At 71.7% G+C, this 17,622-nt stretch carries 20 protein-coding genes and 1 pseudogene; 8 read left to right on the top strand and 13 right to left on the bottom strand.

Annotation, left to right across the window (positions count from 1 at the left end; genetic code table 11):
- Positions 1–52 precede the first annotated feature (52 nt).
- The 3 genes from OHS81_RS33155 to OHS81_RS33145 form a co-directional block, all read right to left on the bottom strand.
- On the bottom strand, positions 53–1,879 hold the full coding sequence (locus tag OHS81_RS33155) for an alkyl/aryl-sulfatase (RefSeq protein ID WP_328389397.1): 1,827 nt from the start codon (positions 1,877–1,879) through the stop codon (positions 53–55).
- Positions 1,880–2,072: 193 nt separating this feature from the next.
- Positions 2,073–2,513: an SPW repeat protein gene (locus tag OHS81_RS33150; protein ID WP_086719010.1), complete on the bottom strand. Its 441-nt coding sequence runs from the start codon at positions 2,511–2,513 to the stop codon at positions 2,073–2,075.
- Between the two features lie 134 nt (positions 2,514–2,647).
- Positions 2,648–3,220, bottom strand: coding sequence for a histidine phosphatase family protein (locus tag OHS81_RS33145; RefSeq protein WP_328389395.1), 573 nt, complete (start codon positions 3,218–3,220; stop codon positions 2,648–2,650).
- 309 nt (positions 3,221–3,529) lie between these two features.
- Here OHS81_RS33145 and OHS81_RS33140 point away from each other — a divergent pair, with 309 nt between their 5' ends.
- Both OHS81_RS33140 and OHS81_RS33135 read left to right on the top strand, forming a co-directional pair.
- Positions 3,530–3,748 (top strand): CbtB domain-containing protein, encoded by a 219-nt coding sequence (locus OHS81_RS33140; protein WP_088796318.1) that lies wholly within the window; start codon positions 3,530–3,532, stop codon positions 3,746–3,748.
- Between the two features lie 15 nt (positions 3,749–3,763).
- The gene (locus OHS81_RS33135; RefSeq protein WP_328389392.1) at positions 3,764–4,513 is read left to right on the top strand and encodes a CbtA family protein; all 750 of its coding nucleotides are present in this window, start codon (positions 3,764–3,766) and stop codon (positions 4,511–4,513) included.
- A gap of 88 nt (positions 4,514–4,601) precedes the next feature.
- Here OHS81_RS33135 and ribA read toward each other — a convergent pair whose 3' ends face one another.
- Positions 4,602–5,282, bottom strand: a complete 681-nt coding sequence (gene ribA / locus OHS81_RS33130; protein WP_328391600.1) for a GTP cyclohydrolase II — start codon at positions 5,280–5,282, stop codon at positions 4,602–4,604.
- A 115-nt stretch (positions 5,283–5,397) separates the two neighbouring features.
- On the opposite strand from ribA, the gene OHS81_RS33125 reads away from it, so the two are divergent.
- On the top strand, positions 5,398–6,153 hold the full coding sequence (locus OHS81_RS33125; RefSeq protein ID WP_328389390.1) for a creatininase family protein: 756 nt from the start codon (positions 5,398–5,400) through the stop codon (positions 6,151–6,153).
- Positions 6,113–6,784 (top strand): annotated as a pseudogene (locus OHS81_RS33120) (RibD family protein); the annotation flags it as partial. The gene OHS81_RS33125 and the pseudogene OHS81_RS33120, both read left to right, overlap by 41 nt.
- A 102-nt stretch (positions 6,785–6,886) precedes the next feature.
- Here the strand turns inward: OHS81_RS33120 and OHS81_RS33115 are convergent.
- The 5 genes from OHS81_RS33115 to OHS81_RS33095 form a co-directional block, all read right to left on the bottom strand.
- Positions 6,887–7,894: a lysylphosphatidylglycerol synthase domain-containing protein gene (locus OHS81_RS33115; protein WP_328389388.1), complete on the bottom strand. Its 1,008-nt coding sequence runs from the start codon at positions 7,892–7,894 to the stop codon at positions 6,887–6,889.
- Positions 7,891–8,772: a class I SAM-dependent methyltransferase gene (locus OHS81_RS33110; protein ID WP_328389386.1), complete on the bottom strand. Its 882-nt coding sequence runs from the start codon at positions 8,770–8,772 to the stop codon at positions 7,891–7,893. The genes OHS81_RS33115 and OHS81_RS33110 overlap by 4 nt, the downstream gene beginning before the upstream one ends.
- Entirely contained in the window at positions 8,769–9,890 is a 1,122-nt protein-coding gene (locus OHS81_RS33105; protein WP_328389385.1) for a glycosyltransferase family 4 protein, read from the bottom strand. Before OHS81_RS33105 ends, OHS81_RS33110 begins: the two co-directional genes overlap by 4 nt.
- The gene (locus tag OHS81_RS33100) at positions 9,887–10,285 is read right to left on the bottom strand and encodes a 6-pyruvoyl trahydropterin synthase family protein (RefSeq protein WP_328389383.1); all 399 of its coding nucleotides are present in this window, start codon (positions 10,283–10,285) and stop codon (positions 9,887–9,889) included. Before OHS81_RS33100 ends, OHS81_RS33105 begins: the two co-directional genes overlap by 4 nt.
- A gap of 77 nt (positions 10,286–10,362) precedes the next feature.
- Entirely contained in the window at positions 10,363–11,346 is a 984-nt protein-coding gene (locus OHS81_RS33095; RefSeq protein ID WP_328389381.1) for a zinc-dependent alcohol dehydrogenase, read from the bottom strand.
- A gap of 109 nt (positions 11,347–11,455) precedes the next feature.
- On the opposite strand from OHS81_RS33095, the gene OHS81_RS33090 reads away from it, so the two are divergent.
- Complete coding sequence (locus OHS81_RS33090) at positions 11,456–12,250, top strand: CDP-alcohol phosphatidyltransferase family protein (protein WP_443058802.1); 795 nt, start codon at positions 11,456–11,458, stop codon at positions 12,248–12,250.
- Here the strand turns inward: OHS81_RS33090 and OHS81_RS33085 are convergent.
- Positions 12,219–12,614, bottom strand: a complete 396-nt coding sequence (locus tag OHS81_RS33085) for a hypothetical protein (protein ID WP_328389379.1) — start codon at positions 12,612–12,614, stop codon at positions 12,219–12,221. The two genes, OHS81_RS33090 and OHS81_RS33085, sit on opposite strands and share 32 nt — an antisense overlap.
- 103 nt (positions 12,615–12,717) lie before the next feature.
- Complete coding sequence (locus OHS81_RS33080) at positions 12,718–13,098, bottom strand: ArsR/SmtB family transcription factor (protein WP_328389377.1); 381 nt, start codon at positions 13,096–13,098, stop codon at positions 12,718–12,720.
- A 498-nt stretch (positions 13,099–13,596) separates the two neighbouring features.
- Here OHS81_RS33080 and OHS81_RS33075 point away from each other — a divergent pair, with 498 nt between their 5' ends.
- The 3 genes from OHS81_RS33075 to OHS81_RS33065 all read left to right on the top strand — a co-directional run bounded on the left by OHS81_RS33075 (position 13,597) and on the right by OHS81_RS33065 (position 16,645).
- On the top strand, positions 13,597–13,971 hold the full coding sequence (locus OHS81_RS33075) for a VOC family protein (protein ID WP_328389376.1): 375 nt from the start codon (positions 13,597–13,599) through the stop codon (positions 13,969–13,971).
- A 531-nt stretch (positions 13,972–14,502) separates the two neighbouring features.
- Positions 14,503–15,609, top strand: coding sequence for a right-handed parallel beta-helix repeat-containing protein (locus OHS81_RS33070; RefSeq protein WP_328389374.1), 1,107 nt, complete (start codon positions 14,503–14,505; stop codon positions 15,607–15,609).
- 7 nt (positions 15,610–15,616) lie between these two features.
- Positions 15,617–16,645 (top strand): methyltransferase, encoded by a 1,029-nt coding sequence (locus OHS81_RS33065; RefSeq protein ID WP_328389372.1) that lies wholly within the window; start codon positions 15,617–15,619, stop codon positions 16,643–16,645.
- A 113-nt stretch (positions 16,646–16,758) separates the two neighbouring features.
- On the opposite strand, the gene OHS81_RS33060 is transcribed toward OHS81_RS33065, so the two are convergent.
- Together OHS81_RS33060 and OHS81_RS33055 are read right to left on the bottom strand one after the other, a co-directional pair.
- Positions 16,759–17,091: a TcmI family type II polyketide cyclase gene (locus tag OHS81_RS33060; protein ID WP_328389370.1), complete on the bottom strand. Its 333-nt coding sequence runs from the start codon at positions 17,089–17,091 to the stop codon at positions 16,759–16,761.
- A 56-nt stretch (positions 17,092–17,147) separates the two neighbouring features.
- A complete protein-coding gene (locus OHS81_RS33055; RefSeq protein ID WP_088796346.1) occupies positions 17,148–17,621 on the bottom strand; it encodes an SRPBCC family protein in 474 nt (157 codons plus the stop codon).
- Position 17,622: the final 1 nt, after the last annotated feature.

The following is a 17,622-nucleotide window of genomic DNA, read 5'->3' as shown; positions in this document are numbered from 1 at the left end:
CGGCGGGCCGGGGCACGAGGTTGACGGCCGCCGGCCGGGCGGGCGGTCCTCGTCAGGGCGTGACGACCGGGAAGGTGGGGTCCGGCGTACGGACGAGGCTCAGCAGCCGGTCCAGCGCCCCGGTCTCGCCGTGTGGTACGGCGCCGCCGGGACCGCGGCCGGCGAGCAGGCCGAGCAGCTGGGGCTTGGTGAGGGTGAGCGTGAGGTCCGGGGCGCGTCCGCCGGACGGCGTGGGGGCGCCGGCTGAGCTGAGGTGGGTGAGGGCTCCGTGGGAGAGCGTCAGCTGCCAGGTCCGGTCCTCTTCGGGGAGGTAGAGGTCGAGGGTGAGCGCGGTGGACCAGGCCCGGGGGCCGTCGATGCGGATGGCGAGCGTGTCGAGGAGCTGGTCGACGGTCAGGGCCAGGGCGATCTCGGGGTCGGCGGTGCCCGGGCGGGCCTCGGCCAGGGTGCCGCGCAGTTCCATGGCACCGGTGAGGTAGAAGTTCCGCCAGGTGCCGTTCTCGCAGCCGTGGCCCAGCCGTTCGTACACCAGGGCCAGTTCCCGCCGGGCGCGGAGGTTGCGGGGGGCCGCGAAGACCGCGTGGTTGAGCAGCGTGGCCGCGAACCGCAGATCGCCGTCGGCGGCGTACCGTTTGCCCGCGTCCACCGTGGCCTCGACGCCGCCCATGGTCTCGACATAGCGCCTGGACTGCTCGGCCGGCGGGTGTTCCCACAGATGGGCCGGGTTGCCGTCGAACCAGCCCAGGTAGGCCTGGTAGATCGCCTTGACGTTGTGGCCGATCGTTCCGTAGTAGCCGTGCAGGGACCAGTCCTCCGCCAGGGCCGGCGGCAGCCGTAGCTCCTCGGCGATCTCGGCGCCGGTGAGTCCTTCGTTGAGCAGCCGCAGCGTCTGGTCGTGCAGATAGGCGTACAGGTCACGCTGGTGGGCCAGCAGGGTCCTGACGCGGTCCTTGCCCCAGGTGGGCCAGTGGTGGGAGGCGAAGGCGACCTCCGCCTCGTCGCCGAAGAGGGCCAGTGCCTCGCCCAGGTAGCGGGACCAGGCCCGGGCGTCACGGACGGCACCGCCCCGCAGCGGCAGGACGGTGTGCAGGGTGTGGGTGGCGTTCTCGGCCAGGCACAGCGCCTCGTGCGCCGGAAGGCAGAAGTTCATCTCGGCGGGTGCCTCGGTGCCCGGGGTGAGCTGGAAGACGATGCGTACGCCGTCGACGATCTCCTCCTGGCCGGTGCGGGTGATGTCCACGGTCGGCGGGATGAGCGTCATGGTGCCGGTGGAGCGGGTGGTGCCCAGACCGCAGCCGATCTGGCCGTCCGGTCCCTTGGGGAGCTGTGTTCCGTACATGTAGACGGAGCGCCGGGTCAGGGCGTTCCCCGCGTAGACGTCCTCGCGGACCGCGTGCCGGAGGAAGCCGGCCGGCGCGAGGACCGGGACGGGGTGGTGGTCGTGCGGCAGGACGCCCCGTCCGCCGCCGAAGTGCTCTCCGTGTGAGTGGGTGTAGATCAGGCCGGTGACCGGCCGGTCGCCGCGGTATTTGCGGTAGAGCTCCAGTGCCGCGGCGGCGGTCTCGGCGGAGACCAGCGGGTCGATGACGACGACACCGTGGTCGCCCTCGACCAGCGTCATGTTGGACAGGTCCAGGCCGCGGGCCTGGTAGATGCCCTCGGTGACCTCGTAGAGGCCCTGCCGGCTCACCAGCCGGCCCTGCCGCCACAGGCTCTCGTGTGCGGTCTCGGGGCAGTTCCCGGCCAGGAACCCGTAAGCCTCGGCGTCCCAGATCACGCTGCCGTCGTCCGCGGTGACCTGGGGCGGATCGAGCGCGGCGATGAAGCCACGGTCGGCGTCGGCGAAGTCCTGGTGCTCATCCACGGGTGCAGCGGTCACGGAACGCTCCCTCTCCGGGGCGGCGGGCCACATTCGGCGGACCCATGCAACCGATTTAACCGAATGTGCCGGGTTATCGCATGTGTGCCAGAGATCCCTTCCCGGCGGGGTGCACAGCGGCCGGCCGCCGACCGGCCCGCCCCTGTGAGGGGCCGGCGGTCGGCGGCGGTCGCCTGCCTTCGGGGAGGGCGCGTCACGTGCCGCGGCGGCTCTTCGACGCTGCGGCGACACACATGGCACCCAGCAGGAACGTCAGGGCACCGATGACGACGTTGTTCCAGATGACACCGGCGTCCGGGCTGCTGCCGACGATCCAGGGCGAGATGATCATCCATACGCCGATCGCGCACATCGCGCCGCTCAGGCCGTACATCCGCTCAGGGGTCACGGTGAAGCCGACCGCCAGGAGGGCGATCGCGATACCGAGGATGAGGTTGTGCGTCACGAGCGCCGGCTGTGCGGCGGTGAAGTGGAGGATCCACGGCGAGACGGCGCAGTACAGACCGACGAGCAACACCGGCCCGTCGACGAGTACCACGTCACGCCCGCCGAGCACCCGCTCGTACCGAGCCTGCATCTCAGAAGCATCGGGGTGACCTGCGAGATCTCCCCTGTGGTGTGAGACGTCGGCCATGCGACTCGCCTCCTTCGCTCGCGGTCTGGCCGTTCCGCGCGGCATTGGGCCTCGCACTTTTATTCTGCGCTTATGTCGCCTTTATGTGTAGATGAAGTGGCAAGCGAATTTTGCCGGACGGTGGCCGCACCCCGTCACCCGCGGTCCGGCGCCCGCCCCAGGCCCAGATTCCAGCGCCCGCCGCGGCCGCTCAGCTCGGTCACGGTCAGCGGCGGCACATCCAGCCGCCAGAACGCCTCCACGGGAACCCCGAGCGCGCAGACCGCCGCCGCCCGGACGACATCCGGCTCGACCACGGCCAGCACCCGGCCCGCATCCAGGGCCCTCCGCGTCAGCCAGGCCCCGACCCGGTCACAGAGCTGCCGCAGGGACTCCCCGCCGTGGCCCGCGAAGTCCGGGTCCGACAGCCAGGCGGACACCGCGAGCGGTTCGGCGTCCGCGACCTCCGCCAGGGTGCGGCCGCGCCAGCTGCCCATCGCACAGCCCGCCAGCTCCGGCGCGGGACGGGCCGGCAGACCGAGTTCCCCGGCCGTGCTCCGGCACCGGGCGGAGGGCGAGACAAAGGCCCGGGAGGCGGCCGGGAGCGCTCCGGCCGCCTCCCGGACACGGCGCAGCCCGGCCTCGCTCAGCGGGCCGTCGTCGTCGAAGCGCACCTCGCGCTGGGCGTCGCCCGCGGCCGGTGAGACCAACATCACCCGAGTTGTCATGCCCTCTTCTCTCGCTGTTCACCGGCACCGGTAACGCCGAACCCGCGCAAGGGAGTTGTCCGGCCCGCACGCCTTGCCCTGCACCACTCCGCCCCCTACGCGGCCTTGGCCCGGGGTCGGGTTCGCGGTACCTTCCCGATGATATTGACGACGACATGACGGAAGCCGGTGGGATCCCGGCGCGGTCGCGCCACTGTATGTCCGGTTTTTTCCAGCCCAGCCGGGCCGGAACCGGGCGAGCCAGACCCGGAATGTCGTTACGCACTCCCACGAACAGGGACGCGAGTTCCCCGCACAGGAGGTTCCGCCATGGCCCAGACCATCGCACCCCCGGCCACCGGCGCCGTCACCCCGGCCCCGCTCCCCCTCAAAGCCATTGCCCCCTGGGCGCTGTTCTTCGGCGTCCTGATGCTCGTTCTGCTGTACTTCATCGGCGCGGAGCAGGGCGCCACCTCCCTGCTCTCCGGCACGGAGGTCCACGAGTGGGTCCACGACGGACGCCACCTCCTCGGCTTCCCCTGCCATTGATCGGACGGCACACCCATGAACTCCGTCACCATCAGAAACCTCCTGGTGCGCGGGATGCTCGCCGGTCTGGCCGCCGGTGTCCTGGCCCTCGTCGTCGCCTACCTGCTGGGTGAACCGCAGGTGGACGCCGCCATCGCGTTCGAGGAAGCACACAGCCACGAACACGAGATGGAGGTCGTCAGCCGCGGTGTGCAGTCCACGGCGGGTCTGGCCACCGGTGTGCTCGTCTACGGCGTGGCGCTGGGCGGCATTGCCGCGCTGGCCTTCTGCTTCGCCCTCGGGCGGATCGGCAGGTTCGGTGCCCGCGCCACGGCCGCACTGCTCTCCGGAGCGACGCTGCTGGCCGTCTACCTCGTACCGTTCCTGAAGTACCCGGCCAATCCGCCGTCCGTCGGTGACCCCGACACGATCGGCAAACGCACCGCCCTGTACTTCCTGATGATGCTGCTCGGCATCCTGCTGGCCGTCGCCGCCACGATCCTCGGCCGGCGGCTGGCTCCGAAGCTGGGCAACTGGTACGCGGCGGTCGCGGCCGGCGCCGCGTTCGTGGTCGCCATCGGCCTCGCCTATGCGTTCCTGCCGGCCGTCAACGAGGTGCCGCACGACTTCTCGGCCACGCTGCTCTGGCAGTTCCGGCTGTCGGCGATCGCCATTCAACTGGTGCTGTGGACCGCCTTCGGGCTGGTCTTCGGCCATCTCGCGGAGCGGGTCGTGCCGACCCGGTCCCAGGCCACCGCGGCCGAGGCGGCACCCGCCGTCTCCTGATCCGGCGGTCACCGAGCAAGGGCCCGCGACGTCCGGCGTCGCGGGCCCTCCCTCGTCACATGGGGCCCTCGCGGCCTGTCCTGCCGTGTCAGGACAGGCCGGGGATGCCGTCCAGATGCGGCAGATCGTGGTCCAGGCGCTCCCGTTTGGCGCGGAGGTAGCGGATGTTCTCCGCACGGGGCGTCATCAGCAGCGGGACCTGTTCGGCGACGGCGATGCCGTGCCGCAGCAGCGCCTCGCGCTTGCGCGGATTGTTCGACAGCAGCCGCACGGACCGGACGCCGAGGTCCAGCAGCATCTCCGCGGCGACGGCGTAGTCACGGGCGTCGACGGGCAGCCCGAGCGCGATGTTCGCCTCGACCGTGTCCAGCCCGCCCTCCTGCAGCTTCATCGCCCGGAGCTTGGCCAGCAGGCCGATCCCCCGGCCCTCGTGGCCCTGGAGATAGACCAGAATGCCGCGCCCTTCCGCCACGATCGCCCGCAGCGCGGCGTCCAATTGATCGCCGCATTCACAGTGGCTGGAGGAGAAGACATCACCGGTGAGGCATTCCGAATGCACCCGGGTCAGCACCGGCTCTCCCCCGACATCGCCGTGGACCAGAGCTACTTGCTCGATCCCGCTACGGCGGTCCAGATAGCCGACGGCGAGGAATTCACCATATGTGGTGGGCAGCCTGACCGTCACCACCTGTTCCACATCGGGTTTGCGGCCGAGGGCATCATCGATTGCGACACGGAGGTCGGGGCGGGCATCGTCGTCGGCGTCCATCATGGCGCGATCGTACCCGCGGTGGGAATGGATCGCCGGTAGTCACTCAGAACACAACAAGTATGCTGCGAGAACCATGACTCGGTGAGTCAGCGACGAAAGGCCGCAGCACACGATGACCGCTTCGGGACACCCGACTCCGGCGCCCGGCCTGTTGCCGGCGGACACCACACAGGACGTACGGGCACGGCGGCCGACAATGGCCGTGCTGCCCATCGGCAGCTTCGAACAGCACGGCGACTTCCTGCCGTTGACCACCGATACCGTGATCGCCTGCACCATCGCCCGGGAGGTGGCCGCCGGCCGTCCCGTGCAGCTGCTGCCGCCGCTGACCGTGTCCTGTTCGCACGAACATGCCGCATGGCCGGGGACGGTGAGCATTTCGGCGCGCACCCTGCATGCGGTGGTCACGGACATCGCTGATTCGCTCCGCAAGTCCGGTATCGGCACGTTGATTCTCGTCAACGGGCACGGTGGAAATTACGTGCTGCGCAATGTCGTTCAGGAATCCGCGGGGAGCGGCATGCGGATGGCGCTCTTCCCCGGATCGGCCGACTGGGACGCCGCGCGCACCCGGGCCGGGGTGCAGACGTCCGGACACACCGATATGCATGCCGGAGAGGCCGAGACGTCCATTCTGCTGTACGCCCATCCCGAATTGGTCAAAGAAGGCTACGAATCGGCGGATTGCGTCGCCGATGACCGGAAGCAGCTGCTGACGCTCGGCATGTCGGCGTATACCGAATCCGGGGTGATCGGGCGCCCGTCGCTGGCCTCCGCCCGCAAGGGGCGGGAATTGCTGGCCGGCCTGGTCGAGGCATTCGACGAATATGCCGCGCTGTTCGGCGCAGGAACGGAAGGCCATGACTGAGGTGCTCGACGCGGCGGCCGCCTGGGAACGGCTGCGGGCGATCCGTACCGCGGAAGCGGCGCGGGCCGCCGGATGGGTGACGGACGGGGACGGCGGGCCGCGCTGGGACCGGCCCGCCGCGCCCGAGGCGGTGGAACTCGCCACGCGCTATCTGCCGCTGTGCCTGGCCGGGCCCCGGGTCGCGTTCGCGCAGCTCGGGCAGAGCCTGGACGGCTTCATCGCGACCCGTACCGGCGACGCCGACTATGTCACCGGCCCGGAGGACCGCTGTCATCTGCACCGGCTGCGCGCGCTGGCCGATGCGGTGGTGGTCGGGGCCGGCACCGCGGTGGCGGACGATCCGCGGCTGACCGTGCGTGCCTGTACCGGGGACAACCCGGTGCGGGTGGTGCTCGATCCGCGGGGGCGGGTGCCGCTGCACAGCGGGGTGTTCACCGACGGCGCCGCGCCGACGCTGTGGGTGGTGGGTCCTGAGGTCACCGCCGTGCCCCGCGGCACCGGCGTCGAGGTGCTGGTCCTGCCGAACGCGGACGCGTTCGCCCCGCGGCGCGTGCTGTCGGCGCTGGCGCGGCGTGGTCTGGGCAGGGTGCTGATCGAGGGGGGCGGTGTCACCGTGTCGCGCTTCCTGCAGGAGCGGGCGCTGCACCGGCTGTATGTCACCGTCGCGCCGGTTCTGCTCGGCGACGGCGTGCCCGGTCTGCGGTTTCCCGGTACCCCGGTGATGCGGGAGGCGCTACGCCCGCCGCTGCGACGCGCCCTGCTCGGCGAGGACACGCTCTTCGAACTCGAACTGCGGGCGTTCGGCACGCCGTCCGGCGGACCGGCGGACGAGCAGCACCCCGGCGCCCGGGAGGCTCGCGACGAAGGCGAGCACGCCGTAGATCACGGCGGTGGTGAGCCCCTGCGCCGCACCTAGCCCGGCGGCGCCGAAGGCCCAGGCGGCGACGCCCTCCCGCGGGCCCCAGCCGCCGACGTTGAGCGGCAGCGCCATCGCGAGCAGCGCCAGCACCACGAGCGGTACCAGTTCGGCCGTCGGTGCGTCGGCTCCCGCGACCCGGGCGGCCAGCACGAACATCCCGAGGTAGCCCGCCAGGACCGCCACGGAGGTGAGCAGGACACCGGGCCAGACACCGCGGGCGAGCAGGCCCTGACGCGCTTCGGTCAGCACGGTGCGCAGGGCGCGTTCGGCGCGCGAGGCGCCCCGCCGCCGGCGCAGCAGAGCGGCGGCCGCCACCAGCAGCACGCCCCCCGCGGCCGCGGTCAGTGCGACGGCGGGCGAGGTGAGGAAGCGGGTGACCGGCGCCAGTACGGGCGAGGGCCGGGCGAGCAGCACCACCGCACCGGCGACCAGCAGCACGACCTGGCCCGCGGTGCGTTCCAGGACCACCGCCCGCACGCCCCGGCCGAGGTCACCGGAGTGCCGGCCGTGGCGTACGGCGCGGTGCACATCGCCCAGGACGCCGCCGGGCAGCGCCGCGTTCAGGAACAGCGCCCGGTAGTAGTCCGCGACGGCGCCGCCCAGCGGCAGCCGCAGGCCGAGGCCGCGGGCCACCAGGCACCACCGCCAGGCGCTGAACACCGTGGTGAGCAGGCCGATGGCGAGGGCGGCCAGCAGCGTGGCGGCGTCGATCCTGCGCAGTCCGTCCAGGAAGGCGTCGGAGCCCAGGTGCCACACCAGCGCCACCAGGATGCCCAGTCCCGCGAGCAGCCTGAGCCACGCCGCCCAGCGGGAGCGGTTCATCCCGCGCTCCCGGCACAAGCGGGTCCGGGCAGCGCCAGCAGATCCGTGTGGTGCACCACGGCGGACAGCTCCCCCGCCGCGCACTCCTCCAGTCGCCGGCGCAGATAGGCCACCGCCTCAGGGGCCAGCTCCGGCCGCTGGGCGTGTGCCGCGCCGACCCAGCCGCGCAGCCACTCCGCGGTCAGCGCGGATTCCGCGCAGTCCAGCCGCCAGGGGCTGGACCGCACCAGCACGGTCGCGCCGCGGCGCTCGAACGCCGCGACCGCCGCCTCGACCGCGTCCGGCCCGAGCAGGGCGCGGCCCTGGTCCGTGCGCCGCTGATGGTCGTTGAAGGCCTCGGTGATCTCGGCGTCGAACGGATCGGAGGGGGTCAGCTCGACCCGTCCGGCGACGGAGAGCGCCAGCAGCACCGGGGAGCCCGCGTCCACACAGGCCCCGGCAAGCGCCTCCACCTCCTCGCGGGTGAGCAGATCGAGCAGCGCGGAGGCGGTCACCAGCGAGCTGCCGGCGAGGTCGCCGGCGGTGAGGTCGGCCAGGTCGCCGCGCCGGGTCGTGGCGTCAACGGGCGTGCCGTCAGCTGCCGTGACGGGCAACCGCGCACCGGCGTGCGCGAGCAGCAGCGGGTCGAGGTCGTGCAGGATCCAGTGCTGGGGGCCGGGGAGCCGGACGGCGAGCCAGCGTCCCATCGAGCCGGTGCCACAGCCGAGATCGCGGATCACCAGACCACCGGTGCTCCCGGGCCGGCCGGCGGATTCCGGCCGCGCGGACATCCACTCCAGCAGTGGCTGCAGCAGCTCGGGTGCGCGGGCGGCGGCATCGGCACGCTCGCGCAACTCCAGCCACCGCGGGGCGAATCGGGGCCTCTCGGACGCGTTCACCGTGTGCTCCGGATCTCGTCCCGAAGCATTTCCAGCGCCCCGGCCAGACTGTGCGACGTCATCTCCCACCCCTCCAGCATGGCACGACGTCCGCGTGCCGCGGTCTTCAGCCGATCACGCAGGTGCGGATCGCCCAGCCAGTCACGCAACGCCCCGGCAATGGCCGCGGGCCGGCCGGCCGGCACGAGCAGACCGGGCACACTGCCGTCGGGCGCCCGCCCGACCGCTTCCGGTACGCCGTCAACCTCCGTCGCCAGCACCGGAATCCCCCGGGCCAGCGCCTCGGTGACGACCATGCCGTAGGTCTCCGCGTACGAGGTGAGGACCAGCAGGTCGGCCGCGGCATAGCGGGCCTCCAGGTCAGCGCCCGCCCGCGGCCCGGTGAGGGCGATCCGGTCGTCGAGGCCGGACTCCGTGACGCGGCGCCGCAGTTGGGCAACGTAACCGGGGTCCCGGTCGAGCCCTCCGACGCAGGCGCAGCGCCAGGGCAGCTCGGTGACCGTGGCAAGGGCCTCCACCAGGAGGTGCTGCCCCTTGCGCGGGGTGACCGCGGCGACGCACAGCAGCCCGGTACCGCCGTCGGTGCCCGGCGCGAGGGGCGCGGCATCGGCTCCGGGCCTGGCGACCCTGACCCGCGCCGGCACCAGCCCGTGGTGGGCGACGAGCTTGCGTGCCGCCCACTCGCTGGTGGCCACGACGGCCCCCACGGCGTGCAGGGTGCGGCGTTCGAGGGCGTTCAGCTCCGCCGCCACGGCGGGGTCGAGTCCGGTCTCGTCGGCCAGCGGCAGATGGACCAGTACGGCGAGCCGCAGCCGTCCCGCCTCGGGTTCCAGGATCTCCGGGATACCGCAGGCGACCAGGCCGTCGAGGAGGACCACCGCGCCGTCCGGCAGCGCCGCCAGGTACCGCACGAGCCCCGCGCGCGCGGCGGCGTCCGGCCGCGGCCAGCTGCCGGGCGCCGCGTACGGGCGCACCTGCCAGCCCGCCGCCGGGAGGTCGCGGCACACCCGGCGGTCGTAGGTGTTGCCGCCGCTGGGCACCGCCGGATCGTCGACGTCACCGGGGAGGACGGCATGCACCACACGCTCCGCCGCTGCGGTGGCGCCGGTCGCGGTCACAGGGTGCGCTCGTACGTCGCCCAGGCGATGTGCGACTCGTGCAGGGTGACCGATATCCCCGCCAGTTCGCGGGCGCCCGCACCGAAGTTGCCCGCCTCGATGCGCTCGGCGAGCCGGTCGGCGATGACCTTGGCCAGGGCCTCCGTCGAGGTGTTGATGCCGGCGAAGTCGGGCTCGTCGTCGAGGTTGCGGTAGTTCAGCTCACCGATCACGGCGCCGAGTTCCTGGGTGGCCAGGCCGATGTCGACCACGATGTTGTCGGCGTCGAGCTCCGCGCGGCGGAAGGTGGCGTCCACGATGAAGGTCGCGCCGTGCAGACGCTGCGCGGGGCCGAAGACCGCGCCACGGAAGCTGTGGGCGACCATGAGGTGATCGCGGACGGTGATGCTGAACAAGGCCGTTCCTCCGGTGTGATGTCAGTCTCAGTGAGGTGTCGTCGGGAAGCGAATTGCGGGCGGTTTCCCGGCGGTTGTCAGCCGTCCGCCGGCCCGTACCGGATGCGGTGGCAGAGCGCCGGGAGGTCGCCGGAGGAGAGCCGGGGCAGCACCCGCGGCAGGTCCTCGAAGGCCGACTCACCGGTGATCAGCGCATCGAAGGCGGGGTCGGCGAGCAGGTCGAGGGCGAGCGCGAGGCGGTCGGCGAAGGTACGGCGGGGCCGGGCCGGGGAGACCGTGCCCACCTGGCTGCTGCGCACGACCAGCCGGCGGGAGTGGAAGGCCTCGCCCAGCGGCAGGCTGACCTGCCGGTCTCCGTACCAGCTCAGCTCGATCACGGTGCCTTCCGGCGCGAGCAGTTCGAGCGAGCGGGCCAGCCCCTGCTCGGTGGCGCTGGCGTGTACGACCAGGTCACAGTCGCCCAGCGCGTCCGCGGGCGGCGCGAAGTCCACCCCCAGTGCCCGGGCGGTGGCGGCGCGCGCGGGGTCGGCGTCGACCAACTGCACCCGGACCCCGGGGAAGCGGGCCAGGACCGCGGCGACGCTGCAGCCGACCATGCCCGCGCCGACCACCGCGATCCGGTCGCCGACCAGCGGCGCGGCGTCCCACAGCGCATTCACCGCGGTCTCCACCGTGCCCGCCAGCACGGCCCGCGCGGCGGGGACGGTGTCCGGTACCGGGGTGACGGCGCTCGCCGGGACGACGAAGTGCGTCTGGTGCGGATACAGGCAGAAGACCGTACGGCCCAGCAGGTCGTGCGGGCCTTCCTCGACGACGCCTACATTGAGGTAGCCGTACTTGACCGGCGCCGGGAAGTCGCCTTCCTGGAACGGCGCCCGCATCACGGCGTGCTGGCTCTCGGGGACGCCGCCACGGAAGACCAGGGTCTCCGTTCCGCGGCTCACTCCGGAGCAGACCGAGCGCACCAGGACCTCACCGGCGGCGGGCTCCGGAAGGGCTTCCGTCCGGATCTCGCCCTGACCTGGAGCGCTTAGCCAAAAAGCACAAGCGGCACGCGGCATCGGGATCCTCCTGGACGCTACGGCGATGGTTCATCGATGCTGGGGATCATGAGGACGCCGTCACCCTACGCGGCGCCCTTCGAGTCCGCTACACATCCCGGGAGGCAGGGTGGCCGTACAAGAGCTCTACGACACAAGGCCGTTCGGACCGGACATTACGGCCGGTATGGGTGTTCAACTGCTGGTTCTGGAAGTCCTGTGCCGGGTGGGCGGTCTGGGCACCGTGGGGTGGTTCACGGGGTGCCTCTTCGCCGTGGCCACCTGGGGCGTGCTCACCGTCGCGCTGCGCCGGACGTGGACCACGTCGTTCGGGCCGGCCAACCGCGTCACACTGGCCCGCACCATTCTCGTCGGCGGGGTGACCGCGCTGGTCGCGGACTCCTTCGCCCGGCACACACCGGTCACCGTACTGATCGTGTTCGCCGCCGTGGCGCTGGTCCTGGACGCGGTCGACGGACAGGTGGCCCGGCGCACGGGAACGGCGACGCCGCTGGGGGCGCGCTTCGACATGGAGGTCGACGCGTTCTTGATCCTGGTGCTCTGTGTCCATGTGGCGATCCCGCTGGGCGCCTGGGTACTGGCCATCGGCCTCATGCGGTACGCCTTCGTCGCGGCGTCCTGGGCGCTGCCGTGGCTGCGCGGTGACCTGCCGCACAGCATGGCCCGCAAGACCGTGGCGGCGCTGCAGGGTGTCGTACTGGTCGTGGCCGGTACGGGGATCCTGCCGCGGGCCTTCTCGGTCACGGCGGTGGCCGTGGCGCTGGGGCTCCTCGTGTGGTCCTTCGGACGCGATGTGGCGTGGTTGTGGCGGACCGGAGCGGGCGGGGCGTCCGCGGTGGGCATCGGCGCCCCTGTTCTCGCCGGCCTCCGCGTCACGTCCCGGCGTGCCGGCCCAGATAGATGACCAGTGCCAGGAAGACCAGCAGCAGATGGGTCACGACGATGGAGAGCAACACCTGCCGCCACGGGCTGCGCCGTGGAGCCCGGTGGGCGAGCAGTACCGCACCGGGCAGCCGCGCCAGCTGTGTACCGGGGCGCACCGCGGTCGCACGGGCCCGGCGGACGCCGCAGCGCGGCGGGGTGCGGTGGCGGGCGACGCTCTCCGGGCACGCGCGGCCGTGTCCGCGAGCGGTGCGCAGCGGCCCCCGTCCGGGGGGACGTCCCCGGCAGGGCCGTACGGTCCCCGGCCCGAGGGGCGTGGGTATGCAGGTACGGGAGCGGACCGCCCGCCAGGGCGGCGGCCCCTTACGCCGTGGTGATCCGGACATCCGCTTCACCCTTTTCCGCTGGTGAACAGGCGGACCTTCCCCGGGCGGCCACCGTCCTCGGGGTGCCGGGTCCGAAGCGGCCGAAGGAGGCGAAGGAGGCGGATCACGAGACCGCCCCCACCCCGCCGGGCGCCGGCAGGGCGCCGGCCTCGGCCTGCCGCAGCTCGGTGAGGAGCGCGTGCTGCCCGGCAAGCACCTCGGTGAGGACCCGGCGTGCGGCGCGCAGCAGCTCCGCGACCTCGCCTCCGGCCAGCTCGTAGACGACGGTGGATCCGCTGCGGGTGGCCGTCACCATGCCCGAGCGGCGCAGCACGGCGAGTTGCTGGGAGAGCGCGGACGGCTCCACCTCGAGCGCGGAGAGCAGCCCCCGTACCGGCATCGGCCCGTTCTGGAGCAGTTCCAGCACCCGGATACGGACCGGATGACCCAGCATCCGGAAGAAGTCGGCCTTGGCCTGACAGCGCGGAACCCAGGCGCCGTTCATGCCCGCACCCCGCTCCCGGGGCCGAGGCCGGGCAAGGGCCACGCCGCACACACCCGTATCCGTAGCCGTACCGATTCGGCGAAACCGCCCACGCATATCCTCCGCGTTCAGGCCGACCGGCCGTCGCGTCATCTGTTGAATTGCGGAATTCTGCAACTGTAGACGACGGGGTCGGGCAACTTGAATGGGTGTACGGGACAAACCGGGGGCACGCACGGCGCGGGCGCCCGGCGCCGCCCGACCGGCACTTCCCGGCACCACCCGTCCCCGTCGGCGCCAAGCCCGCAGGTTCCGCCGTCCGCCCCGGCCGTGGTGCCGGAGTCCGGATCGAGCGAACTCGACTGCATACACGGCAAGTTATCGCACGTTCGGGCAGGTTCCCTCGCCGCCGGCACATCCGGGAATCCACCGTCCGTGAGGCCAGACCCTCCGGGCGCCGCCCGTACCGTGTGGTTTCCGCTGGACAGCCCCCCGTCTTCCAACCGCATGGTGACGCCCATGACTTCGCTGATACGTCACACCACGATCGACTGCACCGACGCCTACCGCCTGGCGGGCTTCTGGGCACAGGTGCTGGACGGCACGCCGGCCGAGGACGATCTGCCAGGCGATCCGGAGGCCACGGTCACGGCCAGGGGCGGCGCCCTGCTCTTCGTCACGGTGCCCGACACCAAGGCCGGGAAGAACCGGGTGCACCTGGATCTGCAGCCACCGGACCGGAGCCGGGACGAGGAGGTCGAACGGCTGCTGGCACTCGGCACGACCCTGGTGGCCGACCACCGGCGGGCCGGCGGGGCCGGATGGGTGACGCCGGCCGATATCGAGGGCAACGAGTTCTGTGTGGAGCGCAGCGCGGCGGAGCGGGCGGGCTGACCCAGGCGGTCCCGGACGGCATCGGACAGCATCGGACGCAGCGACCCGCCGGCAGGCTCCGAGCGGCGGCCGACGCCCGTTCGGCGCCACCTCCCCGGGGCCGTTGGGGTGATCAAATGCGCCGGCGGCCCTGAGCGGGTGTCGTCGGGCGGGCCTGGCGCGTTGGTCTTCCGTGACCCTTTCCCGCGCCCGTCCATGGTTTCTGCCGACCAGCCTCGCGGCCTTCCTGACCGAGGCATGGCCGGACGGACCGGCTGACGGCCCGTCGGACGTCCGGCCCGATGCCCGGTCCGGTACGCCGTCCGATACCCGGTCAGGCGAGGGTGCCCCGGCCGGCTGCCGGCCGTGCGCCGAGACGCCCGATGCTGCCGACGAGGACCGGGAGAAACCCGCTGACCGGCCCTGATCGGCCATCCGGTGCGGCGCCGGGCAGCGGACTTGACGGCGTGTCGAAAGCTGCCCGCTGCACGCACCGTCATCATCGGGTCACCACATGTGGCGAGCGGAAGTGATCGCCCATAGCTTCGCTTCATGGCGCTACGACAGATGAAATACATGGGCTGCGTCGCCGCGATGCTGGTCGGCGGACTGGGCGCGGCATCGCCGAGCGACGCAACGGAACGACTCGTCGTCCACCCCGGTCAGTCGATCCAACGGGCGGTGGACAGAGCGAAGCCGGGTGAGACCGTCATCATCCGGCCCGGCCTCTACCGGGAGAGCGTGGTCATCCGCAAGTCGCGGCTGCGCCTCGTCGGCGCGGGCCCCAAGACGGTGCTCGCCCCGATCGGCAAGCGGGCCGGGAACATGTGCGCGAAGGCCGGCAACGGCATCTGCGTCATCGGCGCGGCGGGCAGGCCGCTGCGGGATGTCAGCATCCGTTCGCTGACCGTCAAGGGCTTCAAGAAGAACGGCCTCTGGGCCTCCGGCACCGACCGGCTGGCCGTGCGCCACGTGTTCGCACGGAACAACGGCGTGTGGGGCATCGCCCAGGAGAAGTCCGTCCGCGGGCTGTTCCGCGACAACGTCGTCACCGGCAACGGCGACTCGGGAATCTTCCTGGCCAACACGGTCAAGGAGGAGGGCGGGGCCACCGACACCCGGGGGGCCGCGGTCACCGAGAACTACCTCGCGAGGAACCGGATCGGCATCACGGTACGCCGCGTCAGAAACCTGGTGGTTGCCCACAACACCATCACCAGGAACTGCGCCGGCGTCTTCGTCGTCGGCGACGAGTCCCGCCCCCGGGCGGGAGCGCTGGCGGTCCGGAACAACACCGTCGTCAAGAACAACAAGTACTGCCCCGCCAACCCCCGCCTGCCGTTCCTCCAGGGGTCCGGCATCGTCCTCACCGGCGCCGAGAAGACGCTGGTGCGGCGGAATCTGGTCCGCGACAACGTCGGCAAGTCCCCGCTCTCCGGCGGCATCGTGCTCTTCCACAGCTTCGTGAAGGCGACCAACGAACGCAACCTCATCATCGACAACCTCGTGCTGCACAACAGGCCGGTGGACCTCGCCGACCGCGACCCCAAGGGCAAGGGAAACCGGTTCGTCGACAACATCTGCCGGACCTCGCAGCCGGCCGGTCTGTGCCGACGGCAAGAGGTGCACGAGGCGCAGCCCTCTTCAACCGGAGAATAGAGGCGGAATGACCACCGTAAGTCCCACCCCCCAGCCGGCCATGCGGCTCAGGGAGCTCGTCTTCGGAGCCGCCTGTGCGGCGGCCGTACGGGCAGCGGCGCAACTCCGCGTCGCCGACGCACTGGGCGACCGGCCCACCACGGCGGAGGAACTGGCCGCCACGGTCAAGACCGAGCCGCGGCCGCTGGACCGGCTGCTGCGCACCCTGTCGTGCTACGGGATCTTCGAGGAGACCGACGACGGCAAGTACGTCCACACGGAGATGTCCCGGCTGCTGCGGGAGGACACCCCCAACAGCCTGCGGTACATCTCGCTGTGGTGCACCGAGCCGTGGACCTGGGCGGCCTGGCCGAAGCTCGACGACGCGGTGCGCACCGGCCGCAGCGTCTTCGGCGACCTGTACGGCAAGAGCTTCTTCGAGTACCTGCACCAGGACGCCGGGGACTCGGCCGAGGTCTTCAACCGCGCGATGACCACGTCCAGCAAGCAGTCGGCGCAGGACATCGCGGACCTGCTCGATCTGAGCGGTGCGTCATCGGTGGCGGACATCGGCGGCGGTCAGGGGCATGTGCTCGCCGGCCTGCTGGAGAAGTACCCCGCTCTCGAAGGCACCCTGCTCGACCTGCCCACCGTGGTGGCGAACCCGGACCCCCGGCTGCGCGACGGCGGCCCGCTCGCCTCGCGGGTACGGGTCGTGCCCGGCGACTGCCGCGAGGACATCCCGGTCCGGGCCGATGTCTACATCATCAAGAACATCCTGGAGTGGGACGACGAGAGCACCCGCCGCACGCTGCACAATGTCGTCGCGGCCGCCCGGCCCGGTGCCCGCGTCGTGATCATCGAGAATCTCGTCGACGACAGCCCCTCGATGAAGTTCACCACCGCCATGGACCTGCTGCTGCTGCTCAACGTCGGCGGCGCCAAGCACACCAAGGCGAGCCTGGTCAGCCGGATGGCGGAGGCCGGCCTGAAGGTCGGCGAGATCCGGGAGATCAATCCGTATCTGCACGCGTTCGAGTGCACCGTCCCCGAATGAGCATGACCCGGCACGGCAGGCCGCCCGGTGAGGAGCGCTCTCCTCACCGGGCGGCCTTGCCCGTGTCCGGGACGGCACGGGAACCGGGGGATCGCCTCGGCTCCGCGTACGCGTCAGCGGCTGCCGTCGCGCTGCCAGCTGTAGAACTGCTGGGCCATCGCGTCCTTGGGGCTTCGCCAGGTCTCGGGGTCATACGCGCTGACGAAGGCGGACAGCTTGTCGCTGACGGCGCGGAACTCGGGGTGTTCCGTCACCTTGGCGATCTCGGGGCCGGGCGGCCGGTCGGATTCGATGAGGTGCAGATACACGTCACCGAACTGGAAGAGGGTCCGCCGCGAGACGCCGACCAGATGCGGCAGTTCCGTACGGTCGGAGGCCTGGAAGACCTCGGCGATGTCCGGAGCCGAACCGGGCGCCATACGGGCGACGATCAGAGCGTGATGCATCGGAAAGATCCCTTCATTGCCGCCGGGCGGCGGTCCGCACGCGGCCTGGCGGGCCGTCAGCTGACGGTGGTGGACCGGAGCTCGCGGTCCCGCTGCTCGATGCGGTCGCGGATGAGCTCCATCTGGATCCGGGAGTTGCGGTTGATGAGTTCGGTCATGCCCTTGTCGTCGACCGGGGCGTCGGGCTTCATCGCGAAGTCCTGGGTCCAGTGCATGGAGGTGCCACCGGGGATCTCGGCGTACTTCCAGTGGATGTCCATGTGCGCGAACGGGCCGGTCTCGACCCGGCGGGCGCGCACGGTGCGGTTCTGTCGGTCGATGACGCGCTCGGAGACCCAGCTCCAGACCGTGCCGTTGTCGTCCGGGTGCATCGTCAGCCGGAAGGTGGTCTTGTCGCCCTCCCTGGACAGCACCTCGACCGAGGCGTACTCGCTGAACAGCTGCGGCCAGTTCTCGATGTCGTTGGTGATGTCCCAGACGAGGTCGAGCGGCGCCGCGATGGTGATGTCGTTCTCGGTGTGGCCGGACATG

This window comes from Streptomyces sp. NBC_00400, assembly GCF_036048035.1.
GTDB lineage: Bacteria > Actinomycetota > Actinomycetes > Streptomycetales > Streptomycetaceae > Streptomyces.
This window is presented reverse-complemented; position numbering and strand designations above follow the sequence as displayed.